Annotated in this window: 25 protein-coding genes; 10 read left to right on the forward strand and 15 right to left on the reverse strand. The window is 71.9% G+C overall.

The genetic code is table 11. The annotated features are described in order from the left end of the window. From ACZ5DS_RS37555 to ACZ5DS_RS37570, 4 genes are all read left to right on the forward strand, one after another. Entirely contained in the window at positions 1-1,959 is a 1,959-nt protein-coding gene (locus tag ACZ5DS_RS37555; protein ID WP_468247697.1) for a fumarate reductase/succinate dehydrogenase flavoprotein subunit, read from the forward strand. After that, the gene (locus tag ACZ5DS_RS37560) at positions 1,956-2,705 is read left to right on the forward strand and encodes a succinate dehydrogenase/fumarate reductase iron-sulfur subunit (protein WP_468247699.1); all 750 of its coding nucleotides are present in this window, start codon (positions 1,956-1,958) and stop codon (positions 2,703-2,705) included. Before ACZ5DS_RS37555 ends, ACZ5DS_RS37560 begins: the two co-directional genes overlap by 4 nt. 249 nt (positions 2,706-2,954) lie before the next feature. Then, complete coding sequence (locus ACZ5DS_RS37565; RefSeq protein WP_468247701.1) at positions 2,955-3,725, forward strand: GNAT family N-acetyltransferase; 771 nt, start codon at positions 2,955-2,957, stop codon at positions 3,723-3,725. Beyond that, positions 3,725-4,558: a lysophospholipid acyltransferase family protein gene (locus tag ACZ5DS_RS37570; protein ID WP_468247703.1), complete on the forward strand. Its 834-nt coding sequence runs from the start codon at positions 3,725-3,727 to the stop codon at positions 4,556-4,558. Before ACZ5DS_RS37565 ends, ACZ5DS_RS37570 begins: the two co-directional genes overlap by 1 nt. 43 nt (positions 4,559-4,601) lie before the next feature. On the opposite strand, the gene ACZ5DS_RS37575 is transcribed toward ACZ5DS_RS37570, so the two are convergent. Then, complete coding sequence (locus ACZ5DS_RS37575) at positions 4,602-6,941, reverse strand: ATP-binding cassette domain-containing protein (RefSeq protein WP_468247706.1); 2,340 nt, start codon at positions 6,939-6,941, stop codon at positions 4,602-4,604. A gap of 29 nt (positions 6,942-6,970) precedes the next feature. Beyond that, positions 6,971-7,165: an antitoxin gene (locus ACZ5DS_RS37580; RefSeq protein ID WP_468247708.1), complete on the reverse strand. Its 195-nt coding sequence runs from the start codon at positions 7,163-7,165 to the stop codon at positions 6,971-6,973. A 146-nt stretch (positions 7,166-7,311) separates the two neighbouring features. Between ACZ5DS_RS37580 and ACZ5DS_RS37585 the strand changes: the two genes are divergently transcribed. Together ACZ5DS_RS37585 and ACZ5DS_RS37590 are read left to right on the forward strand one after the other, a co-directional pair. After that, on the forward strand, positions 7,312-9,789 hold the full coding sequence (locus ACZ5DS_RS37585) for an ATP-dependent Clp protease ATP-binding subunit (RefSeq protein ID WP_468247711.1): 2,478 nt from the start codon (positions 7,312-7,314) through the stop codon (positions 9,787-9,789). A 63-nt stretch (positions 9,790-9,852) separates the two neighbouring features. Beyond that, entirely contained in the window at positions 9,853-10,209 is a 357-nt protein-coding gene (locus ACZ5DS_RS37590; RefSeq protein WP_468247714.1) for a hypothetical protein, read from the forward strand. A 52-nt stretch (positions 10,210-10,261) separates the two neighbouring features. On the opposite strand, the gene ACZ5DS_RS37595 is transcribed toward ACZ5DS_RS37590, so the two are convergent. The 4 genes from ACZ5DS_RS37595 to ACZ5DS_RS37610 form a co-directional block, all read right to left on the reverse strand. After that, the gene (locus ACZ5DS_RS37595) at positions 10,262-11,302 is read right to left on the reverse strand and encodes an SDR family oxidoreductase (protein WP_468247716.1); all 1,041 of its coding nucleotides are present in this window, start codon (positions 11,300-11,302) and stop codon (positions 10,262-10,264) included. A 50-nt stretch (positions 11,303-11,352) separates the two neighbouring features. Then, the gene (locus ACZ5DS_RS37600; protein ID WP_468247719.1) at positions 11,353-11,607 is read right to left on the reverse strand and encodes a DUF5133 domain-containing protein; all 255 of its coding nucleotides are present in this window, start codon (positions 11,605-11,607) and stop codon (positions 11,353-11,355) included. 131 nt (positions 11,608-11,738) lie between these two features. Next, the gene (gene ligD / locus ACZ5DS_RS37605; RefSeq protein ID WP_468247721.1) at positions 11,739-12,671 is read right to left on the reverse strand and encodes a non-homologous end-joining DNA ligase; all 933 of its coding nucleotides are present in this window, start codon (positions 12,669-12,671) and stop codon (positions 11,739-11,741) included. A gap of 42 nt (positions 12,672-12,713) precedes the next feature. Next, positions 12,714-13,250: a DUF2231 domain-containing protein gene (locus ACZ5DS_RS37610; RefSeq protein WP_468247723.1), complete on the reverse strand. Its 537-nt coding sequence runs from the start codon at positions 13,248-13,250 to the stop codon at positions 12,714-12,716. Positions 13,251-13,384: 134 nt separating this feature from the next. Here ACZ5DS_RS37610 and ACZ5DS_RS37615 point away from each other — a divergent pair, with 134 nt between their 5' ends. Then, positions 13,385-14,797: an RtcB family protein gene (locus ACZ5DS_RS37615; RefSeq protein ID WP_468247725.1), complete on the forward strand. Its 1,413-nt coding sequence runs from the start codon at positions 13,385-13,387 to the stop codon at positions 14,795-14,797. A 6-nt stretch (positions 14,798-14,803) separates the two neighbouring features. Here the strand turns inward: ACZ5DS_RS37615 and ACZ5DS_RS37620 are convergent, their stop codons facing one another. Continuing rightward, positions 14,804-15,259 (reverse strand): archease, encoded by a 456-nt coding sequence (locus tag ACZ5DS_RS37620; RefSeq protein ID WP_468247975.1) that lies wholly within the window; start codon positions 15,257-15,259, stop codon positions 14,804-14,806. 90 nt (positions 15,260-15,349) lie between these two features. Continuing rightward, the gene (locus ACZ5DS_RS37625) at positions 15,350-15,769 is read right to left on the reverse strand and encodes a CBS domain-containing protein (RefSeq protein ID WP_468247727.1); all 420 of its coding nucleotides are present in this window, start codon (positions 15,767-15,769) and stop codon (positions 15,350-15,352) included. Positions 15,770-15,847: 78 nt separating this feature from the next. Between ACZ5DS_RS37625 and ACZ5DS_RS37630 the strand changes: the two genes are divergently transcribed. Both ACZ5DS_RS37630 and ACZ5DS_RS37635 read left to right on the forward strand, forming a co-directional pair. After that, positions 15,848-15,994 (forward strand): hypothetical protein, encoded by a 147-nt coding sequence (locus tag ACZ5DS_RS37630; RefSeq protein WP_468247730.1) that lies wholly within the window; start codon positions 15,848-15,850, stop codon positions 15,992-15,994. Between the two features lie 12 nt (positions 15,995-16,006). Next, positions 16,007-16,345 carry a DUF6343 family protein gene (locus tag ACZ5DS_RS37635; protein ID WP_468247732.1) on the forward strand — a complete coding sequence of 113 codons (339 nt, stop codon included), beginning with the start codon at positions 16,007-16,009 and terminating at the stop codon, positions 16,343-16,345. Between the two features lie 449 nt (positions 16,346-16,794). On the opposite strand, the gene ACZ5DS_RS37640 is transcribed toward ACZ5DS_RS37635, so the two are convergent. Then, on the reverse strand, positions 16,795-17,337 hold the full coding sequence (locus ACZ5DS_RS37640) for a type 1 glutamine amidotransferase domain-containing protein (protein WP_468247735.1): 543 nt from the start codon (positions 17,335-17,337) through the stop codon (positions 16,795-16,797). Positions 17,338-17,615: 278 nt separating this feature from the next. Between ACZ5DS_RS37640 and ACZ5DS_RS37645 the strand changes: the two genes are divergently transcribed. Then, positions 17,616-18,410: an RNA polymerase sigma factor SigF gene (locus tag ACZ5DS_RS37645; protein WP_468247738.1), complete on the forward strand. Its 795-nt coding sequence runs from the start codon at positions 17,616-17,618 to the stop codon at positions 18,408-18,410. 40 nt (positions 18,411-18,450) lie between these two features. On the opposite strand, the gene ligD (ACZ5DS_RS37650) is transcribed toward ACZ5DS_RS37645, so the two are convergent. The 6 genes from ligD (ACZ5DS_RS37650) to ACZ5DS_RS37675 form a co-directional block, all read right to left on the reverse strand. Continuing rightward, positions 18,451-19,455 carry a non-homologous end-joining DNA ligase gene (gene ligD, locus ACZ5DS_RS37650; RefSeq protein WP_468247977.1) on the reverse strand — a complete coding sequence of 335 codons (1,005 nt, stop codon included), beginning with the start codon at positions 19,453-19,455 and terminating at the stop codon, positions 18,451-18,453. Positions 19,456-19,553: 98 nt separating this feature from the next. Then, positions 19,554-21,395, reverse strand: a complete 1,842-nt coding sequence (locus tag ACZ5DS_RS37655) for a complex I subunit 5 family protein (RefSeq protein WP_468247980.1) — start codon at positions 21,393-21,395, stop codon at positions 19,554-19,556. 11 nt (positions 21,396-21,406) lie between these two features. After that, positions 21,407-21,751 carry a sodium:proton antiporter gene (locus tag ACZ5DS_RS37660; protein ID WP_468247741.1) on the reverse strand — a complete coding sequence of 115 codons (345 nt, stop codon included), beginning with the start codon at positions 21,749-21,751 and terminating at the stop codon, positions 21,407-21,409. After that, positions 21,748-22,503, reverse strand: a complete 756-nt coding sequence (locus tag ACZ5DS_RS37665) for an MnhB domain-containing protein (RefSeq protein WP_468247743.1) — start codon at positions 22,501-22,503, stop codon at positions 21,748-21,750. Before ACZ5DS_RS37665 ends, ACZ5DS_RS37660 begins: the two co-directional genes overlap by 4 nt. Continuing rightward, positions 22,500-22,784, reverse strand: a complete 285-nt coding sequence (locus ACZ5DS_RS37670; protein ID WP_468247982.1) for a Na(+)/H(+) antiporter subunit B — start codon at positions 22,782-22,784, stop codon at positions 22,500-22,502. The genes ACZ5DS_RS37665 and ACZ5DS_RS37670 overlap by 4 nt, the downstream gene beginning before the upstream one ends. Before the next feature lie 11 nt (positions 22,785-22,795). Beyond that, the gene (locus tag ACZ5DS_RS37675) at positions 22,796-23,104 is read right to left on the reverse strand and encodes a cation:proton antiporter (protein WP_468247746.1); all 309 of its coding nucleotides are present in this window, start codon (positions 23,102-23,104) and stop codon (positions 22,796-22,798) included. Position 23,105 lies beyond the last annotated feature (1 nt).

Raw genomic sequence — 23,105 nt, forward strand, 5'->3', positions numbered from 1 at the left:
ATGACTGCTTCTTCGGAGTACACCGACTACACGACCGGGGATCCGGTCGTCGACACCAAGGCCCCGTCCGGCCCGGTCCACGAGCGCTGGGACAAGCGCCGCTTCGAGGCCAAACTGGTCAACCCCGCCAACCGGCGCAAGCACACGATCATCGTCGTCGGCACCGGCCTCGCGGGCGGCTCCGCGGGCGCCACCCTCGCCGAACAGGGCTACCACGTCGTCCAGTTCTGCTATCAGGACTCCCCGCGCCGCGCCCACTCGATCGCCGCGCAGGGCGGCATCAACGCGGCGAAGAACTACCGCAACGACGGCGACTCGATCCACCGGCTGTTCTACGACACCGTCAAGGGCGGCGACTTCCGCGCCCGCGAGTCCAACGTGCACCGGCTCGCGCAGATCTCCGTCGAGATCATCGACCAGTGCGTGGCGCAGGGCGTGCCCTTCGCCCGCGAGTACGGCGGCCTGCTCGACACCCGCTCCTTCGGCGGCGTCCAGGTCTCCCGCACGTTCTACGCCCGCGGCCAGACGGGCCAGCAGCTCCTCCTCGGCGCCTACCAGGCGCTGTCCCGGCAGATCGCCGCGGGGAACGTGGAGATGCACCCGCGCACGGAGATGCTCGACCTGATCGTCGTCGACGGCCGGGCCCGCGGGATCGTGGCCCGCGACCTGATCACCGGGAAGATCTCCGCGTACTTCGCGGACGCGGTCGTCCTGGCGAGCGGCGGCTACGGCAACGTCTTCTACCTGTCCACGAACGCCATGAACTCCAACGCGACCGCCGTGTGGCGGGCGCACCGGCGCGGCGCCCACTTCGCCAACCCCTGCTTCACCCAGATCCACCCGACCTGCATCCCGCGCACCGGCGACCACCAGTCCAAGCTCACCCTGATGAGCGAGTCGCTGCGCAACGACGGCCGGATCTGGGTGCCGAAGGCCAAGGGCGACGACCGCCCGCCGAACAGGATCCCCGAGGACGAGCGCGACTACTACCTGGAGCGCATCTACCCGTCCTTCGGCAACCTGGTCCCGCGCGACATCGCCTCCCGCGCCGCGAAGAACGTCTGCGACGAGGGCAGGGGAGTCGGTCCCGCAGGGCAGGGCGTCTACCTGGACTTCGCCGACGCGATCCGGCGGATGGGCCGGGGGGCCGTCGAGGCGAAGTACGGCAACCTCTTCGACATGTACCAGCGGATCACCGACGAGGATCCGTACGAGGTGCCGATGCGGATCTACCCGGCCGTGCACTACACGATGGGCGGCCTGTGGGTCGACTACGACCTCCAGACCACCGTCCCGGGCCTGTTCGCCATCGGCGAGGCCAACTTCTCCGACCACGGAGCCAACCGGCTCGGCGCGTCCGCGCTCATGCAGGGCCTGGCCGACGGCTACTTCGTGCTGCCGGCCACCATCAACGACTACCTGGCGCGCAACCCGCACCAGGACGCGGTGACCGCCGAACACCCGGTGGTCCAGGAGGTGGTGGCCGAGACCGAGGACCGCCTCAACCTGCTCCTCGCCGTCGACGGTGACCGCACCCCCGACTCCTTCCACCGCGAACTCGGGGAACTGATGTGGGAGTTCTGCGGCATGGCCCGCACGGACTCCGGGCTGCGCAAGGCGCTGGAGCGGATCCCGCAGATCCGCGAGGAGTTCTGGCGACGGATCAAGGTGCCCGGCACCGGCGAGGAGTTCAACCAGTCGCTGGAGAAGGCCAACCGCATCGTCGACTACCTGGAGCTCGCCGAGCTCATGTGCCTCGACGCGCTGCACCGCAGCGAGTCGTGCGGCGGCCACTTCCGCGAGGAGTCCCAGACGCCGGACGGCGAGGCGGCCCGCAAGGACGACGCGTTCTCGTACGCCGCCGCCTGGGAGTTCACCGGCACCGGCGAGGCGCCCGTCCTGCACAAGGAAGACCTGGTCTTCGAGTACGTCCACCCCACCCAGCGGAGCTACGCATGAAGCTCACCCTGCGCGTCTGGCGCCAGAAGAACGCCGGCACCGAGGGCGCCATGTCCACGTACGAGGTGGACGGCATCTCCTCCGACATGTCCTTCCTGGAGATGCTCGACACGCTCAACGAAGAGCTGATCCTCAAGGGCGAGGACCCGGTCGCCTTCGACCACGACTGCCGCGAGGGCATCTGCGGCGCGTGTTCTCTCGTGATCAACGGCGATGCGCACGGGCCGGAGCGCACCACCACCTGCCAGCTGCACATGCGGTCCTTCACGGACGGCGACACGATCGACATCGAGCCCTGGCGGGCGTCCGCCTTCCCGGTGATCAAGGACCTGGTGGTGGACCGGTCGGCGTTCGACCGGATCATCCAGGCCGGCGGATACATCACCGCGCCGACGGGATCCGCGCCCGAAGCCCACGCCACGCCCGTACCGAAGCCGGACGCGGACTTCGCCTTCGAGCACGCCGAGTGCATCGGCTGCGGGGCGTGCGTGGCCGCCTGCCCGAACGGTGCCGCGATGCTCTTCACCTCCGCCAAGGTCAACCACCTGAACGTGCTGCCCCAGGGTGCGCCCGAGCGGGAGACGCGGGTGCTGGACATGGTGGCGCAGATGGACGCGGAGGGGTTCGGCGGGTGCACGCTGACCGGTGAGTGCGCCACCGCCTGCCCGAAGGGGATTCCGCTGGTGTCGATCACGAGCATGAACAAGGAGTGGCTGCGGGCCACCCGGAAGGCGGCCAAGCGTTAGCCGCAGGGAGAGACGTTCGCCGTAAAAGGGGCGGACGGGCGGGGCCGGGAGAGGTGCTCCTTCCGGCCCCGTCTGGCTTTCCGGCGGCCTTTCCGGCGGCGATCTCACCCACGCCGTTCAACAAGCCCACACCCACTCTCCGGTCCTCCGTCACGCGTAGGCCAACCGGCGTCGGAAGAACAGGACAGGCAGCCCGGACCGACGGTCTGCCGTCCCCGCCGACCCCGGCCCGTGACCATGGAGAGAGCCATGACCGGCGTCACCACGCTAGACCGTCCTCCGCAGCCAGAGGCACCCACCCGCTACACCGTCACCCTCGCCCGCGACGAGGCCGACGTCCGTGCCGCGCAGCGGCTGCGGCACGACGTCTTCGCGGGGGAGATGGGCGCCCTGCTGACCACCTCGCAGCCGGGACTCGACGTCGACCCGTTCGACGCGTACTGCGACCACCTGCTGGTGAACGACACCGTGACCGGGCAGGTCGTCGGCACCTACCGGCTGCTGCCGCCGGAGCGCGCCGCGGTCGCCGGCCGGCTCTACTCGGAGGGCGAGTTCGACCTGGCCCGGCTCGACGGGATCCGGCCCGGGCTGGTCGAGGTCGGCCGCTCCTGCGTGCACCCCGACCACCGGGACGGCGCGGTCATCGGCCTGATCTGGGCCGGCATAGCCCGCTACATGGTCGACCGGGGCCACGAATGGCTGGCCGGCTGCTGCTCCGTGCCGCTGGCCGACGGCGGCACGCTGGCCACCGGCACCTGGGAGCGGGTGCGCGCCAAGCACCTGGCGCCCGAGGAGTACCGGGTACGGCCCCTGCTGCCGTGGATCCCGAACGCCGAGGTCCCGACCGGTCACACCGACCTGCCGGCCCTGCTGCGCGGCTACCTCCGGCTCGGCGCCTGGGTGTGCGGCGAGCCCGCCCACGACCCGGACTTCGGGGTCGCCGACCTGTACGTGCTGCTCTCGATGCGCCGGGTCAACCCGCGCTATCTGAAGCACTTCCTCTCCCTCGTGCCGGCCTGATGAGCGTCTGGCTGCCCACCGCGCCCTGCACCCCGGGCGCCTGTGTGGAGCCGGCCGCGCCCGCCGCGGCCGTACCCCGTGCCGTGCTGCGGATCACCGCGGTCGTGGTGCTGATGCTGGCCGGGATCGTGCTGGCCCCGCTCGGCGGGCGGATACCCGCCGAGTGGGTCAGGCGGTGGAGCCGGATGATCGTGCGGGCCATGGGGGTCCAGGTCCGCTTCACCGGCACCGCCGCACCGGCCGGCGGGCTGCTGCTGGTCGCCAACCACGTCTCGTGGCTGGACATCCCGCTGCTGGCCGCCGTACGCCCCGCCCGGATGCTCGCCAAGACCGAGATCCGTCAGTGGCCCGTGGCGGGGGCGCTCGTCGCACGCGGCGGGGCGCTGTTCATCGAGCGCGACCGGCTGCGCGCCCTGCCCGACACGGTCGCCCGGATCGCCGACGCCATGGCGCAGGGCGCGGCCGTGGTCGCCTTTCCCGAGGGCAGCACGTGGTGCGGGCGGGCGCACGGCCGCTTCCACCGGGCCGTCTTCCAGGCCGCGCTGGACGCGGGCGTACCGGTGCAGCCGGTCCGGCTGCGCTATCTGCAGGACGGGGGAGGCGCTGCGAGCACCGCGGCCGCGTTCGTCGGCGAGGACACCCTGCTGGCCTCCCTGTGGCGGGTCGCCCGCGCGCGCAAGCTGGTGGCCGAGGTGGACATCCGCCCGGTGATACCGCCCGGTGCCCATCCCGACCGCCGAGCCCTCGCCCGCGCCGCCCAGCCGGTCCCCTCCGAGCCCGGCTGGACCCACGCGGTCCTGCTGGAGCCGCAGCCCGACCGCGTCACGGCATGACCCGCGCCCGACGGCGTCACGGCATGATCCGGGCCAGATCGCGTCAGGGCATGACCCGCGCCAGATAGGGCGCCGTCACGCTGCCTTCCGCCCGTGCCACCCGCTGCGGCGGCCCGGCCGCCACGATGCGGCCGCCCCGGTCGCCGCCGCCGGGCCCCAGGTCGATCACCCAGTCGGCCTCCGCGACCACGGTCATGTCGTGCTCGACCACGACGACCGTGTGCCCCGCGTCGACGAGGCCCTGCAGCCGGTCCATCAGCACCTCGACGTCGGCCGGGTGCAGGCCGGTCGTCGGCTCGTCCAGCAGGTAGAGGGTGTGGGCGCGGCGGCCGCGCTGCAGCTCGCTCGCCAGCTTGATCCGCTGGGCCTCCCCGCCGGACAGCTCGGTGGCGGGCTGGCCCAGGCGCAGATAGCCGAGGCCCACGTCGAGAAGCGTGCCCAGGCTGCGGGCTGCCGCCGGGGTGTCCGCGAAGAAGGCGGCCGCCTCTTCGACGGTGAGGTCCAGGACCTCCGCGATGGTCCGCCCCCGGTACGCCACCTGGAGCGTCTCGGGGTTGTAGCGGGCGCCGGCGCAGTCGGGGCAGGGCGCGTACGTGCTGGGCAGGAACAGCAGCTCGACGCTGACGAACCCCTCGCCCTGACAGGTCTCGCAGCGCCCTCCCGCCACGTTGAAGGAGAACCGCCCGACGCCGTACCCGCGTTCCCGTGCCGCGTCGGTGGCGGCGAACACCTTGCGTACGACGTCGAACAGGCCGGTGTAGGTGGCCAGGTTGGAGCGCGGGGTGCGCCCGATCGGCCTCTGGTCCACCCGGACCAGACGGCCGACCCCGGCCAGGTCCTCGGTCAACTCGCCGATGAGCGTGGACTTCCCGGAGCCGGAGACACCCGTGACGGCGGTGAACGCGCCGAGCGGGAACTCGGCCGTCACCCCGCGCAGGTTGTGCCGGGTCACCGGACCCGCCTTCAACCAGCCGCGCGGCGTGCGGACTTCACGCGCCGGGCCCGGGGCCTCGTCGAAGAGATAGCGGGCGGTGGCCGAGTCCTCGACCGAGGCCAGCTCGGCCACCGGGCCGCTGTACAGCACCCGCCCGCCGTGCTCGCCCGCGCCGGGGCCGACGTCCACCAGCCAGTCGGCGCCGCGCACCACCTCCAGGTGGTGCTCGACCACGAACACCGTGTTCCCGGCCGCCTTGAGCCGCTCCAGCACGGCGAGCAGGGCCTCGGTGTCCGCGGGATGCAGTCCGGCCGACGGCTCGTCCAGCACGTACACCACGCCGAACAGCCCGGAGCGCAACTGGGTGGCGAGCCGCAGCCGCTGCAGCTCGCCCGCCGACAGGGTGGGGGCCGCCCGGTCCAGGCTGAGATAGCCGAGACCCAGCTCGACCACCGGCGCGATCCGGGACTTCAGGTCCTCGGTGAGGACCCGGACGGTCTCCTCGGTGCCGTGCAGCAGGGCGGCCAGGTCGGTCAGCGGCAGCGCGGCCAGCTCGGCGATGGTCCGGCCGCCGAAGGTCACCGCCAGCGCCTCGGGCCGCAGCCTGCTGCCCCCGCACCCCGGGCAGGGTGCACTGGTCAGAAAGCGCTCCGCCTTCGCCCGCAGGGACGGGGACTTGGTGTCGGAGAACGTCTTCAGCACATACCGGCGGGCACTCATGTACGTACCCTGGTACGGCCGTTGGATCCGGTCGGCGTCCCGGACCGGGTGGACGGTGACGACCGGCTGCTCGTCCGTGAAGAGGATCCACTCCCGCTGCTCGGCGGGCAGTTCGCGCCAGGGCCGGTCCACGTCGTGGCCGAGCGCGTCGAGGATGTCGCGCAGGTTCTTGCCCTGCCAGGCGCCGGGCCACGCGGCGATCGCGCCCTCGCGGATCGACAGGGAGGGGTCGGGGACCAGCAACTCCTCGGTCGTTCGGTGCACTTGGCCGAGGCCGTGGCACTCAGGGCAGGCACCGGCCGCCGTATTGGGGGAGAACGCGTCCGAATCGAGCCGCTCGGCGCCGGGCGGGTAGTCGCCGGCCCGCGAGAACAGCATGCGCAGGGAGTTCGAGAGGTTGGTGACTGTGCCGACGGAGGAGCGCGAGGTGGGCGCCGCACGCCGCTGCTGGAGGGAGACCGCCGGCGGCAGCCCGGTGATCTCGCCGACCTTGGGCGCCCCGACCTGGTGGATCAGCCTGCGCGCGTACGGCGCGACCGACTCGAAGTAGCGTCGCTGCGCCTCGGCGTACACGGTGCCGAACGCCAGGGACGACTTCCCCGAGCCGGACACGCCGGTGAAGACGGTCAGTACGTCCCGCGGGATGTCCACGTCGACGCCCTTGAGGTTGTGCTCGCGGGCACCGCGTACATGGACGTAGGGGTCGTACGGATCATGAGGGCTGTGCATAGAGAAGAAACTCTATCCGCCCCCGTGCACTACGCCTGCGGAGGGTTGTCCCGGTCGTCCATGCCTCCGAGCTGCGTCTTCAGCTCGTCCTGGGCGGTGTCGACCTGGGAGCTGTACTTGCCCTGGGTCTTCTCGTCCACGAAGTCGCCCGCCTTGTCGATGCCCTTGCCGGCCTGCTCTTCGTGACCCTTGAGCAGCTGCTTGAGCTTGTCCATCACGGACATGGCGGCCCTCCTCATCGCTCGAGGCTTCCTACCCAGGGTCACCGACCCCGACCGGGTCCGCATCTCGGAGCAGCCTCTCATGCGGGTGTGCGCCGTTTGTGCGAGTTTGGGGGACGGACGTCCGCCGCTCCAGAAAGGCCCGCCCCATGAGCACCCCCGGCTTCGGATTCGGACGCAGCCCCTTCGAGGAGTTCGACGAGCTGATGTCCCGCTTCTTCGGCAGCGGCGGTCCGGCCGCGCCCGTCCGGCGGCCGCAGCGCGTCGACATCGGCAGTCTGCTGTCCGAGCGGGCCCGGGACCTGGTGGCCGAGGCCCGGGACATCGCGGCGGCCGAGGGCAGCGAGGAACTCGACGCCCGGCACCTGCTGGCCGCCGCCACCTACCACGACTCCACCCGGCGGCTGCTCACCGAGGCCGGCGCCGACCCGGACCGGATCCGCGATCAGCTCGGCACCGGCGCGGGCGGCGGGGAGAAGACCGAGCCCACCACGCTCACCCCGTCCGCCAAGCGCGCCCTGCTCGACGCCTACCAGATCTCCCGCGCCGAGGGCGACTCGTACATCGGCCCCGGCCATCTGCTGCGCGCGCTCGCCGCCAACCCGGAGTCGGCGGCCGGGCAGGCGCTCGGCGACGGCGGCTGGGAGCCGGCCAGGCTGCCCGCCGAGGGAGCGGGCGAGCGGAGGAAGCCCAGCAGCACGCCGACCGTGGACGAGTACGGCCGTGACCTCACCGAGGACGCCCGCCAGGGCCGCCTCGACCCGGTGATCGGGCGCGACGAGGAGGTCGAGCAGACCATCGAGGTCCTCTCCCGGCGCAGCAAGAACAACCCCGTCCTGATCGGCGACCCCGGTGTCGGCAAGACGGCCGTGGTCGAGGGCATCGCCCAGCGCATCGTGGCCGGTGACGTGCCGAAGACCCTGGAGGGCAAGCGGCTGGTCTCGCTGGACCTGGCCGGCCTGGTGGCCGGAACCAAGTACCGGGGCGAGTTCGAGGAGCGGCTGAAGAAGCTGCTGGACGAGGTGAGCGAGCACGGCGACGAACTGGTGCTGTTCCTGGACGAGTTGCACACCGTCGTCGGTGCCGGAGGCGGCAGCGAGGGCGCCCTGGACGCGGGCAACATGCTCAAGCCGGCGCTGGCCCGCGGCGAGCTGCACCTGATCGGTGCGACCACCGTGGACGAGTACCGCAGGCACATCGAGAAGGACGCGGCCCTGGAGCGCCGCTTCGCGCCCATCCTGATCGGCGAGCCCACCGTGGACGACACCATCGAGATCCTGCGCGGACTGCGCGACCGCTACGAGGCCCACCACCAGGTCCGCATCACCGACGAGGCGGTCGTCGCCGCGGCCGAGCTGTCCGACCGGTACATCACCTCCCGCTTCCTGCCCGACAAGGCCATCGACCTGATGGACCAGGCCGCCGCCCGGGTCCGGCTGCGCGCCAAGACCCCGCAGGCCGTCACCCGCGACATCGAGGACCGCATCGCCGCCCTGAGCCGGGAGAAGGACCAGGCGGTCGCCGACGAGGAGTACGAGCGCGCCAAGGACCTGCGCGACCGGATCAAGGAGGCCGAGGCCGCGCTGGCCGCGGCGGGCAAGGCGGAGGAGCACGCCCCGAAGGTCACCGCCGAGGACATCGCCCAGGTCGTCTCCCGCACCACCGGCATCCCCGTGTCCCAGCTCACCGAGGAGGAGCGGGAGCGGCTGATGAAGCTGGAGGAGCACCTGCACGAGCGGGTCGTCGGCCAGGACGAGGCGATCACCGCCGTCGCCCGCGCCGTGCGCCGCGCCCGCGCCGGCATGAGCGACCCGAACCGGCCCGTCGGCAGCTTCCTCTTCCTCGGCCCGACCGGCGTCGGCAAGACCGAACTCGCCCGCGCCCTCGCCGCCGCCCTCTTCGGCGACGAGAGCCGCATGATCCGCCTGGACATGAGCGAGTTCCAGGAGCGGCACACCGTCTCCCGCCTGGTCGGGGCGCCTCCCGGATACGTCGGACACGAGGAGGCCGGCCAGCTCACCGAGGCCGTGCGCAGGCAGCCGTACGCCGTGCTGCTGCTGGACGAGGTGGAGAAGGCGCACCCGGACGTCTTCAACACCCTGCTCCAGCTCCTGGACGACGGCCGGCTCACCGACTCCCAGGGCCGCACGGTCGACTTCAAGAACACCGTCGTCATCATGACCTCGAACATCGGCGCCGACCGCATCCTGGCCGCCGGCACCGAGGACTACGCCAAGGTCCGCGACGCCGTCATGCCCGCCCTCCAGCAGCACTTCCGGCCCGAGTTCCTCAACCGCATCGACGAGATCATCGTCTTCCGCGGCCTGGACCGCACCCAGCTGCGCCAGATCGTCGATCTGCTGCTGGAGCACACCCGGCGCCGCCTGCACGCCCAGGACGTCACCCTGGAGGTCACCGACGCGGCCGCCGAACTGCTCTCGAACATCGGCTACCAGCCCGACTTCGGCGCCCGCCCGCTCCGCCGCACCATCCAGCGCGAGGTGGACGACCGCCTCGCCGACATGCTGCTGTCCGGCCAACTCGTACCGGGCGACCGCGCGGTGGTGGACGCGGCGGAGGGCTCCATCGTGATGCGCGCGGACAGGCCGGCCGACATGAAGGGCTGAGCCGCTCAGCCGGCACTGTCCGGTCCCTAGTATGACGCCATGGGGAGGCGCAGGGTCCGTCGCATGGTGGTGGGCGGCATCGTGTACGGCTGGTGTTTCGGGCACCGGCACGATCGTGTGCGGGGCTACCCCGGGTGCAGCAGCACGGTGACGCTATGGCGTCCCGGAAGCCGGGCCTGCCTGCGTCTCGTGTTCCAGCCGGCATCCGACCGGGTCATCGCCGACGGCTACCTCGACGAGGGCGCGGTGGTGCGCCTGCCGGACCGGGAGTATCTGAATCTCCACGAGCCCGGCAGCGTAAGGGTGTTGCTGGACGAGGCGCTGGTCCGTGGACTGTTTCCCGCGGCGGGATCGGTGGAAGTGGACGGCTGGCCCCTGTTCGACGCTGTACGACCGCACGATCCGCCGGACCGGCCCTAGAACCCGTCCACGATGCCGAGACTGCCTCGGCGTTCCGGGAAGACCCACTGCATCAGAGATGCCGCCGTCTCGTGGCCCAGCCGGCCACTGCTCCCGCGGTCGCCGCGAATCCGGTGAGAGTGAGCGCGTTGTGGTGGCGCGAGGCCCAGGCCTGCACGGCGTGGGCTTTCGCGGTGTCGTCGAACCGGCCGTGGGCGCCGAAGTCGTGCCCGCCGGCGCCGTCCAGCGGCCGCCACAGATTGTGGAGTCTGCCGGGCGGCAGCGGCTCGTCCGTCTGCTGGGAGGCGTAGCCGGTGCGCGCCAGGTAGCGGTCGAGCAGCCCGGGGGCCAGGGCGTTGGCGATGAGGGTGCCCGCCGTGCTGCCGCCGACCCAGTACTCCCTGCGGCGCGGATGCCCGGCCGCGTGCACGATGGCACGGGCGGCCACCTCCGGCTGGTAGATCGGCGGAACGGGCTGTGGCTGCCGGCGCATCCTGGTCAGCGACCAGTCGAACTGCGGTGTGTTGACGGCGGGGAGCTGGACCATCGTGACGCACACCCCGCTGCCGCGGTGCAGCAGTTCACAGCGCAGCGCCTCGTTCCAGCCCTGGATGGCGTGCTTGGCGCCGCAGTACGCGGACTGGAGCGGGATGCCGCGGTAGGCGAGCGCGGATCCGACCTGCACGATGGCGCCGTGGTCGCGTGGCAGCATCCGGCGCAGTGCGGCCCGGGTGCCGTACACGTAACCGAGGTAGCAGACCTCGGTCACCCGGCGGAACTCGTCGGGCTCGATGTCGGTGAACTCCGCGAAGACCGTGGTGAAGGCGTCGTTGACCCAGATGTCGATCGGGCCCAGTTCGCTTTCGGTCCGTGCCGCGGCGGACTCCAGGGCGCGGGGGTCGGCCACGTCCGCCGTCAGGGGAAGGGCGGTGCCACCGGCCGCGCGTACCTCGGCCGCCACCGCGTCGAGCCCGGCCTGGCCGCGAGCCACGAGCGCCACCTGGTCTCCCCGGGCCGCGAACGCCCGTGCGGTGGCCCGGCCGATGCCCCCGCTCGCGCCGGTGACCACGACGACGCGCGGCCGGTGGGAGGTACGACGGGACAGCCGGAACATGACTACTGCTGCCTCCGTTCCTCGCCGGCGCCGTCAGGGGTCACCTGGGTTCACCGGGGGACGGCGGTGCGTGTCTGGCGGGCACGGTTCGTCGTCGTATCACGGGCGGACGCGGTGAGCAGGCGTTCCGCCAGTGCGGCGGCTTCGGTGGCGTCGCGTTGACCCATGAGCACGCAGAGTGTGTAGGCGGTGTCGTCGAACCGACGGCGGCGGAGCGGATTCGCCGGATTCCGCAGGAGGCGGGCCTGTGCGATCCGGTAGGCGCGCAGCGCCACGGCGGCGGTTCTGAGGTCGGGCGTCAGCATCTGCGTCTCCGTTCTCCCGCGCCGCGCCGGGCCGGATCCGTCCGGACCGGTGCTGCCTGTGGGCCGCGAGGGGGCGGTTCGTGAGCTTCCTCCATGGTGCGCGCCGGAGCCCGGCCGGGCGACTCGTCCGTTCACGTGAGGTCGTCGAGGCGCCGTTGTGCCGTGCGCAGGGAGCGGCGGCAGCGGCTCAGGCCCTTCCACGGGTCGCCGTACTTGTCGAGGCGTTCGGGGAGGGCGCGCAGTGTCCACCGGCGGGGGCCCAGTTCCGGGTCGTCGAGTTCGTCCCAGTCCAGCGGGGTGGCGACAGGGGCGTGGGGGCGGGCGCGCACGGCGTAGGGGGCGACCGAGGTCTGGGCGTAGGCGTTGCGCTGGGTGTCCAGGTAGAGGCGGCCCCGGCGCTTGTTCTTGCGGGGCTCGGTGGTCAGGCGGTCGCTGTGGCGTGCCGCGAGGACATCGGCGACGCTGCGGGCGAAGTGTCGTGCAGTGTCGAAGTCCGTGCGCCGGTCGAGCAGGACCAGCAGATGCATGCCACGTGATCCGGTCGTCATCAGCGCGGGGCGCAGGCCGAGTTCGGTGAGCAGATCACCCAGGGTGCGGGCGGTCCACCGTACGGTGTCGAAGCCGTCGTCGGCGCCCTCGGGAGGGTCGAGGTCGAAGACCAGCCGGTCGGGGCAGTCCAGGCAGTCGGCGGGGCTGAGCCATGGATGCGGTGTGATGCACGCCTGGTTGGCCAGGTAGACGAGGGTGGCCGTGTCGTCGCAGACCGCCATGGTGAGGCTGCCGCCCTCCTTGGGCACGCGCACGGTGTGGATCCAGTCGGGAAAGTAGTCCGGAACGTCCTTGTGGAAGAAGGACTTTCCCCGGTACCCGTCGGGATAGCGCTCCATCACCACCGGACGGTTCCTGAGGTGCGTGAGCATCGGGCGCGCGACGGAGCGGTAGTAGTCGACCAGTTCGGCCTTGGTGATCCCGTCATCCGGGAAGAGCTCCTTGTCCGGGTTGGACAACGGCACCGTCCGGCCGCCGACCCGGACCTCGTCCCTCGTGCGGGCCTTGGCACTCATGATCTCTTCCCTGCCTTCTCCCCGGACCGCGCCTGGACCTGGTCACGATGCCTGCGAACGGTGCGGCAGGTGCACATGGGGCATGCGCAGCCGGGCACGTTGGATGGCGAACTCCTCCTGCTCCTGGGCCTGCGTCAGCTGGATGCCGACGTGGTAGTGCTGGACCAGGGTCCAGCCCAGGAAGCCGGCTGCCACAGTGACTGCCACGCCGATGGCGGACAGGACGATGCCGAGGGTGGCGCTGGCGGGCGGGCCGTTCCAGTGGCCGCCGTAGAAGCCGAGCGCCGCGCCGAACAGGCACAGGGAGACCACGTTGAGGCCGCCGTGTGCCAGGGCGACGGTCTTGGCCGCAGTCTGCCGCGGGACGCCGAGCAGCGCGTCGACCGCGCCCGGGACGGCCGCGAGCAGCGCGCCGCCGAGGCCCGCGCAGTTCATCGCGATGGCGAAGTTCAGCCAGAACGGGGACCCGGTCGCCCCGTAGACGCCGTAGCCGACCAGGGCACCCGTATACCCGGCGACCGGATAGGCGACGAGCATGGGGTGGACCGGGTGGCCGGCAATGGTGATCTTGCTGTACATGCCTCGTCCCTTCCGTCGACAACCGTTCTGCACCTCCGTGCGTCCGAGTTTCCCGGAATGCGCGGATCAGGCCTCCAGGACCCGGGCGTGTACAGGACGGCGCCTTGGGTACCTGGTGACCGCGGGAGGATGCGATGGAACTGGTCGAGGAGCGGCCCTGCCGCTTCCGCATCGAACGACACGGGGACATGCGGGTGCCGGGGATCGTGTTCGCCTCCCCGGCGCTGCTGAAGGACGCGGAGAAGTCGCTGGAGCAGGTGGTCAACGTGGCCACGCTGCCCGGAATCGTCGGCGCCTCGTACGCCATGCCGGACATCCACTGGGGCTACGGCTTCCCCATCGGCGGTGTGGCGGCGACCGACGTGGACGAAGGCGGCGTGGTCTCGCCCGGCGGGGTCGGCTTCGACATCTCCTGCGGAGTACGGCTGCTGGCCGCCGACTGCGACCGGGAGGAGCTGCGGCCCGCCCTGCACGCGGTCATGGACGGCCTGGACAAGGCGATCCCGCGCGGGGCCGGCCCCGGCGGGGTGTGGCGGCTGAACGGGCCCGGGCAGCTGGAGCGGATCCTGGAGGGCGGCTCCCGATACGCGGTGGAGCAGGGGCACGGTGAGGAGCGCGACCTGATCCGCTGCGAGGACGGCGGGGCGGTCGCCGACGCGGACGTGACCCAGGTCGGCCGGCGGGCGCGCGAACGCGGCCTCGGACAGGTCGGCAGCCTCGGCTCCGCCAACCACTTCCTGGAGCTGCAGCAGGTCGCCCAGGTGTACGACGAGCGGGCCGCGGCCGCGTTCGGACTGGCCGAGGGCCAGGTGTGCGTGATGATCCACTGCGGCTCGCGCGGCCTCGGGCATCAGATCTGCACCGATCACGTGCGGGAGATGGGCCAGGCCATGGCCCGCTACGGCATCACGGTGCCGGACCGGCAGCTGGCCTGCACACCCGTGGACTCGCCCGAGGGGCGCGCGTACCTCGGTGCGATGGCCGCGGCCGCCAACTACGGGCGCGCCAACCGCCAGCTGCTCACCGACGCGGCACGCCGGGTCCTCGGCCGGACCGCGGGAGTCCGGCTGTCGTTGGTGTACGACGTCTCCCACAACCTTGCCAAGATCGAGACCCATTCCGTGGACGGAACACGGCGTCGGCTGTGCGTCCACCGCAAGGGCGCCACCCGCGCCTTCCCGCCGGGTCATCCCGATCTGCCCCGCGACCTGAGCGGGGTGGGGCAGCCGGTGCTGATCCCCGGCACCATGGGCACGGCCTCGTACGTCCTGGTCGGAGTGCCCGGCGGGGGCGCCTTCGCCTCCACCTGCCACGGCGCGGGCCGCACCATGAGCCGCCACCAGGCCGTGCGCACCATCACCGACAGCCAACTGCGGGCCAGGCTGGAGCGGGACGGCATCGCGGCGCGCCCGCTGTCCTGGCGCGGCCTGCCCGAGGAGGCGCCCGAGGCCTACAAGGACGTCGACGCGGTGGTCACCGTCGCCGAGAAGGCGGGGCTGTGCGGCAGGGTGGCCCGGCTGGTTCCGCTGGGCGTGGTCAAGGGGTGACACCGCTCATACGTCGACGGTCACCCCGCAGGACCAGCCGTACGGGTCGGGTCCGATGTGCAGCCGGTGCCATGACACGCCTTTGGGCGGGGCGCCGGTGACCTGCACCGTGTCGAGACCGGCGACCGACAGCCGTATGGCGAGACCGTCGCCGACCGCCTCCGCCTCCACGTCGACGGGGACCTGACTGCGCACTTCCAGGCGGTAGATCACCTCATCCAGGAGGGACGCCAGCAGCTCCTCGTCGCTTGCTTCGGTCAGTTCCAGGCGCTCCAAAGCGGTGGGCCGCACCCCGGAGAGGTCGGCGAAGCACTCCACCAGCCCCAGGACCGCCTCCGCGAGGCACCGCTCGCGGCTCGGTCCCCATGCCTCGATCCCCACGTCGGCCGTGTGGGGCACCGTCCGATGGCCGGCGGTGCCTTGCCGCCGCGCCAGCAGTTCGTCGCCGGTGTCGCCGACCATGCCCACCAAGTGCCCATTTCGTGGACACGCACACCGCGGCGGCACGGTCCATGTGCGCCGTGCCGGGCCGGCGCGCCGAGGCGGGCCGGCCTACCGGTTCGGCCGCGCGGCGCTGATGTCGGCGAGTGCCGAGTGCGGATCCCGTTCGACGGCCAGGTCGCCCAGGCTGAGCGCCCCGACCAGCCGGTCGTCGTCCACGACGGGCAGCCGCCGCAGGGTGTGTTCCCGCATCAGGCGGATCGCCTCGTCGACCGGGTCCTGGGACGAACAGGTGACCATGTCCCTGCTGCACACCTGCCCGACCACCGTCAGCTTGGGGTCACGCTCGTCGGCGAGCGCCCGGACCACCAGATCGCGGTCCGTCACCAGACCGCAGACGTGGTCGCCCTCGGTGACGATGACATCGCCGATGCCGTTCTGCCGCATGAGCCGCGCCACCTCGGTGAGGGGCGTCTCCTCGGACACCGTCACCGGATCCTGCGTCATGATCTCCCGGACGTACTGAGTCATGGCCACCTCCGTCTGCCGTGCGCGACGAGCGCCGACGAAGCCTTGCGAATCCACCGGGTACCCGTGGACGTGGCCCCGATGCCCGATTCCCCGAAGGGCGGTTTGGCGGCGCCCGTGCGGGCTACGCGGCCGACAGGAGGACTCGGCATCCGGGGCGACCTGGCCACCACCGACGACGCTCACACCGTACCGGCGGACATCAGCACCGCCGACCCCCACCACTGAGGCCGCAGAACCGTGCACCACGAACCTTCCGAACGGGCGCGGCGGCGTCCGCAGCCACGGGCGCGCTCCGGCGTGATCGGCCGCCGCCGGCCGCGCACCGGCACCGAGCCGGTCACCGCGCAGAGCGCCGTGCGCCTGCGGGTGCTGCTGGGCGGCGTCTTCCTGCCGCTCTTCGTCGCGGCGGCCGTTGTGTTCGGCGTATGGTCCGCGCATTCCGGTCCCGGCGACAGCCCGGGTCCCGGAGTGCTGGGTGCCCTCGCCGGAGTGTGCGCGGCGCTAGCTCTGGTGGCGGTCCTGGACCTGCTGGTCGTGGTCCGCCGCCTGCGCCGCGAGCGCGGCGCAGGCCGGTGACGCCCGCGCACTTCCCAGCGAGCGACGACGGGCGTCGGGGCGTCAGGCCCGGGTGCCGGGTCCCGCCATCGGGCCGGCCGTGGTGCGGCCGTGCGTCCTGCGCGGACGAAGGGCCCCTGTGGTGGTGCGCTGCTCCACCTGCCATGACGGCCAGGCCCAGGCAGAAGATGAGGGCCAGTGCGAGGCCGGAGCAGAAGAGGGCGAGCGGACCGAGCGTGGCGATGTCGTGTCCGAGGACCGACACGCCGTACTGCGGACCGCCGGACAGGTTGTCGGCGATCGCCAGGGCCGTGAAGGCGCCCGTGGCCGCGAGGAGAAGCAGTCCGAGGAACAGCATCCGATTCATCTCCTCAAGAAGACGTCCCGTCCGTCCGAGTACCTGCGACACGGCGGATTACACAGCGTTCGCCACCTGACCCGTTCCCCGCGTCGTGGCTGCCCGGTGCCCCTCAGCCGGCCTGCTCGGCGAACACGTCCAGGAACGCCTCGCAGAACGCCTTCAGGTCGTCCGGCTTACGGCTGGTGATGAGCTTGTTGGCGCCGCGGTCGCAGATCACCACCTGCTCGTCGACCCAGGTGCCGCCCGCGTTGCGGATGTCGGTCCGCAGGCTCGGCCACGAGGTCAGCGTCCGGCCCCGGACCACGTCGGCCTCGACCAGCGTCCAGGCGGCGTGGCAGATCGCGGCGACCGGGCGGCCTTGCTCGAAGAAGTCCCGCACGAACGACACGGCCTGGTCGCTGAGCCGCAGATAGTCGGGGTTGGCAACCCCGCCCGGCAGCACGAGTGCGCCGAAGGAGCCGGCCGACGCCTTGCCCACGACCTCGTCCACGGGGAACGTGTCCGCCTTGTCGAGGTGGTGGAACGCCCGGATCCTGCCGGGCTTCGTCGACACGAGCACGGGCTCGTGTCCCGCGTCGGCGGCCGCCTGCCAGGGGTCGGTGAGCTCGACCTGTTCGACGCCTTGCGGTGCGGTCAGAAACGCGATGCGCATGGTGGTTCCCCGTCCTTTCGCCGCCTCGTCTCGTCGCCGTGCCTCGTTCTTCCCCGAGGCGCACGTCGGAGAGCACTGTGACGGGTCACCCGCAGCGGCGAGGGGAAACCCGTGCGGGTGTTTACGGCTCGGGGGGCGGGGAATGGGCAAAACGGGTATTTAGGCAGGAGGTGCGCCTGTGGGAGCGACGTATCCGTCGCCCGGGTGCGGCAGTCCGACTCACGGTCGCACTCCCACGGAACTCGTCCAGACGACACACAAGGGAGTTGCGACGCACTATGCCAACTCCAGCAAGTGCGCAGCACCACCCGCACGACGACGCCCCCGACACCGAGGAGGCGTTCCGCACGCTCGCCACGCTCCCCGCTGGGCCGAGGCGCGACGCGCTCCGTGACGAGCTCGTCGAGGCCTGGCTGCCGATGGCCGAGCGGCTCGCCGGGCGGTTTCGCGGCCGCGGTGAGAGCTACGAGGACTTGAGGCAGGTCGCGGCCCTCGGTCTGGTCAAGGCGGTCGACCGCTACGACCCCGAGCGCGGCAACGCCTTCGAGAGCTACGCCGTCCCCACCATCACCGGCGAGATCAAGCGGCACTTCCGCGACCACATGTGGGCGCTGCACGTGCCGCGCCGCGTCCAGGACCTGCGCAATCGTGTCCGGTCGGCGTGTCAGGAACTGTCCCAGAGCATGTCGGACCAACTTCCCGGCGTGGGCGAGATCGCCGATCACGCGCACCTGAGCGAGGAGGACGTCCGGATCGGACTGGAGGCGCTGGAGAGCTTCAGCGCGTTGTCCCTCGACGCCGAACTCCCCGGCAGCGAGGACGGCTACACCCTCGGTGACGCCCTCGGCGCGCCCGACCCCGCCCTCGACACCGTCGTGGACCGGGAGACCGTCAAGCCCCGCCTGGAAGCGCTGCCCGAGCGCGAACGCACCATCCTCTACATGAGGTTCTTCAACGACATGACCCAACGCCGCATCGCCGAGCAGCTCGGGATCTCGCAGATGCACGTGTCCCGGCTGATCAGCCGGTGCTGCCACCAGCTGCGCGACGAAGTCCTGCAGGACGTCGCGTAGCGGCATCCCGGGACACCCCGCTTCCGCGGCGCAGACCCGGCTACCCGGGCCGCTCCCGTACGACCTTCTGCGCGGGCTTGTCGGTCCGCAGCCCGACGAACCGCGGATGGCGCAGCTTCCCGTCGTCCGTCCACTCGGTGAACCCGATCTCGGCGACGAGCCGCGGCTCGGTCCAATGGGCGCCGCGCTCGCGCGGGGGAGTGCCCGCGAAGGGGGAGCGGCCGCGTTCCAGACGGTCCATCCGCGCGCGCAGCGCGTCGAGCGTCTCGCGGTCGTAACCGGTACCGACCTTGCCCGCATAGACGAGCCGTCGCCCCTCGTAGTAACCGACCAGCAACGCGCCGAAGCCGGTGCGGCTGCCCTCGGGCTCGGTGAATCCGCCGATCACCAGTTCCTGCCGCCGCCCGCACTTGAACTTCAGCCACTTCGTCGAGCGCCGGTGCTCGTAGCGGCTGTCCGCGCGCTTGGCGATGACGCCCTCCCAGCCCCGCTCGCACGCCTGGCGCAGGTACGCCTCCCCGTCGGCATTGCGGTGCGGGGTGAAGCGCAGCGGCCGGGAGAAGTCCAGGGCGCGGCGCAACAGGGCCTTGCGGGTGCGCAGCGGCACAGCGGTCAGATCGTGCCCGGCCAGGTACAGCACGTCGAACACGTAGTAAGTCACCGCCACACGGCTGGCCCGCGCCTGACGCGGATCGTGGATTCCCATGCGCTGCTGCAGCCGCGCGAAGCTGGTCCGCGAGCCTTCGAAGGCCACGATCTCGCCGTCCACCACGAAGTCGTCGCAGTGCTGTCGGTCGAGTGCACCGGTGATCTCGGGATAGGTGTCCGTGAGCGACTGGCCGGTGCGGGAGAACAACCCGGCGCGGGCGCCGGCACGGACACCCAGACACCGCTCCCCGTCGAGCTTGCGCTCGAATATCCACTCCGGATCCGAGAAGTAACGCTCCGTCAAGGTGGCCAGCATCGGCCTGGGGCTCTTCGGCCGAGCCCCTCGCCGCAGCGCCGTGCGCTCCGCCTCGGGCACACTCGCGAACAGATCCGCCACAGGCGCGGAGACGGGCATCCGCATTCACCCCTGTCCATCGGAAGGACCGCCCTTCACGCCCTCCGAGTTCCCGCCGCTGGCAGGCGCATGCCGATGCACTACACCGCCATGACGACGAGGAACACCGCCACACCGACGGCGAGCCAGGCGACGTAGTCGCCGAGGTGACCCGAGTGCAGTCGGCGCAGCGGCAGGACCACGCCACGCCCCACCGCCCGGCCCACAGGTCCGACGCGAGCCGTGCCCTGCCACTTCCCACCCCAGACGGCAGCCGCCGCGAGCAGGGCGGCCAGGGCGGTCGAGGCGAGCGCGAGGAGCACGCCCTCGACGGACCAGCCGGTGTCCGGCACGGGGGAGGACGGGGCGACAGTGTGCCCGTGGACCGCGGCGGTGTAGGCGGTGCGGTCGGTGAACTGCCGGGCGGCGAGGCCCAGTGCGCCGCCCACTGAGGGCAGCAGTCCGACGGCGAGCGAGGTGCAGAGCAGGACGGCCGGCACGGCGAGCATAGGGACCGGGATGCGCCGCTGCGGATCGCGGATCTCGGGCTCCTCGCCGGTGCCGGTGGTCTCGGGTCCGGCGTAGTGCTCCTTCGGCCGGGGCCCGGCGCCGGCGAAGATCCGGGCACAGGCGCGCAGTACGGCCCCGCCGGTGGTGGCCGAGACGAGGACGAACACGGCGGGCAGCCAGGGAAACCGGTCCTCACCGGCGTGCTCGGCGACGGCCTTGCCCAGCGCGGTGCCGAACGGCGGCAGACCGGCGAGCGCCAGCCCGCCGAGGGCGAACATCGCACCGGCGAGCGGCAGATCGCGGCCGCGCCCGTGCAGTCCGTGTTCGTCGACGGAGCCGTGCCGGTCGAGCAGGACGCCCGTGGTGGCGAACAGAGCCGCCTTCACCCCGGCGTGCGCGGCGACGTAGAGGGCCACCCCGGCGGTTCCGGCGGGCGTGAGCAGCGCCATGCCGATGAGGAAGAGCCCGACGTGGCCGACGGTCGAGAAGGCCAGCATGCGCTTGAGGTGCCGCTGCTGCCAGCACATCACCGCGCCCACCAGCGCGGTCACGACACCCGCGGTGACGAACACGGCCCGCAGGTGCGGCTGCGCGATGCCGTGCGGGCCGGAGAACACCGTCCAGTACACGCGTACGGTGCCGTAGACGCCGAGCTCGACCATGACGCCCGACAGCAGCATGCACACCGGGGTCGGCGCGACGGAGTGGGCGTCGGGCAGCCAGAAGTGGAACGGCACCACGGCCGCCTTGACCAGCAGTCCGGTGACCACGAGCACGAAGGCGACCACCAGCAGGGCGTCGGAGCGATGCCCGGCCAGCTGCAACCCGATCTGCGCGAAGCCGAGTTCACCGGTACGGGCGTAGAGCAGCCCGATGCCGAGCAACGAGCAGTACGCACCGAGCGAGTTGAGGATGCCGAAGATCAGGGCGCCCTGCACCGGACGCGGGTCCTCGATGCGGTAGCCGGTGAGTGCGTAGGCGACCGCCCCCATGAGCTCGAAGAAGACGAAGGCGTCGAACAGGTCCCCGGTCAGCGCGAAGCCGCACATGCCCGCCTCGAAGAGGAGGATGAGGGCGGGGAAGACGCCGGCGTGCTGCACGGGCGGCTCGTCGAAGTAGCGCCAGGAGTAGACGACGACCGCCAGGACGAGCGCACTGGTCAGCAGCGCCAGACCGATGCCGATCCGGTCGCCGGCCAGCACGATGCCGACGCTCTCTCCGCGGACCGGATACCAGCCGCCGACCCAGGACACACTGTGGCCGTCGCCGGTACGCGCCCACAGCAGGACGAGGCACGCGACCTCCAGCGCGGCCCAGGCGGTGGCCAGCGAGTCGATGGCGACCCGCGGCAGCCATCGCCCGCCCACGACGAGCACGACGGCGCCCAGCAGCGGGACGGCGACGGCGAGCGGCAGCAGATCCGCGGTACGCACCACCCCGCCCGCTAGCCCTTGAGCCCCGTCAGGGCGTCCGGGTCGACCGTGCCGTGCCGCTTGCGCACCTGCATGGCCAGCCCCAGCAGCAGCGCCGTGACGGTCGCGCCCACCACGACATCGGTGAGGGCGAGGGCCTGCACGACCGGGTCGACGACGCGGGTGCGCACCGGAGTGTCGGTGAAGTACGGGGCGGTCGCGGCGCGCCGGTATCCGACGGTCAGCAGCAGCACGTACGTCGACGACTGCGCGACGGCGAGACAGCCGATGGCGTGAATGGCGTTGCGGCTGGTGACCATCCCGTACACCCCGGCGAGGAAGATCCAGCCGGCCGCGAGAAAAGGCAGGACCCTCAAGTGCCGCCTCCCGTATCCGAGCTCCCCGGCGATCTGACCTCGACCGCCTGGTCGAGGAAGGAGGCCAGCAGGACGACGACACCGGAGCCGACCTCCACGCCGACCGCCGCATTGAGGAGAGGCACCAGGCCGCCGGAGGAGAGCTGCCCGAAGGTGCCGAGAGGGAGCACGTTCTGCAGATAGGCGCCACCGGCGACCAGCCCGGCGAACCCCAGGGCCACGAAGGCGCCCGCGCCCAGGGCGTCGGCCGCATCCAGCACGGCGAGCGGCCGGATCCGCTTCAGGACACGGTAGTCCGCGGCGACATACGCCAGATGCAGCCCGGCGGCGAGAAGGACACCGCCCTGGAAGCCGCCGCCCGGCGACAGCTGGCCGTGCGCGACGATGTAGACGCCGGTGAGCAGGGTGACCGGCAGCAGCACCACGCCCAGCAGACGGGTGGTCGGCAGCACTCGCCCCGCCCGGGGCCGCCCGACGCTCTCGTCGCGGGCGTGGCGCAGCAGCACGATGGCTCCCAGCACCGAGGCGAACAGGATCGACTCCTCTCCGAGGGTGTCCAGGGCCCGCTGGTCGAAGTTGACGGACGAGACCACGTTGGCCGTGCGCTGCCGCAAGGACGCCGCCACCGCGCGAGTGGCGTAGGGGTGCACCTCGGTCCCGAAGCGCGGCAGCCCCGTACAGGCGGCCGTGAACGCCACCGCGAAGACCACGGCCGCCGCACAGAAGACCCGGACGCGCACGGTACGGCTCATCCGCGCCGTCCCTTCGCACGCCCGTCCCGGCCCCCGCGCGGTCCCGGGGTGCGGCGCACCTTCCGTACCGTCAGCAGGATCAGCAGCGGTGTGACCACCGTGCCCACCGCCAACTGGGACAGCGCCACGTCGGGCGCCTGGAGGAAGGTGAACAGCACGGCGAGAAACAGACCGAGCAGGGCCAGCACCACAGCCTGGCGCACCGGGTCACGGGTGAGCGCGGCCACGGTCGCGGTCACCGTGACCAGCACCAGCGCCACGGCGATCAGATACTCCTCGATGCCGGCGGCGTTCACTGCGGGGAATCCCTTCGCACCAGGCGGTCGCGCTGGGCCGTCGCCCTGCCGATGGCCATGATGGTGACCGCGCCGCCGGCGGCCGTGATCGCGCCGATGAGCAGCAGCTTGACGGCGGAACGCCCGGGGCCCGTCTCGACGGCGAGGGCGAGCGCGACGAGCGGCCCTCCGACGGAGGTGGCGGGGGAGAGGGCGTGCAGGCGCTGGTACGGCCGCGGAAGCGCCACCAGCCAGAGGGCGCACAGCAGCAGCACGCCGGTCCCCACGACGAGCAGCGCGACCGCACATCCATGACGAACCGTCACC

This window comes from Streptomyces sp. NPDC031100 (genome assembly GCF_055570785.1).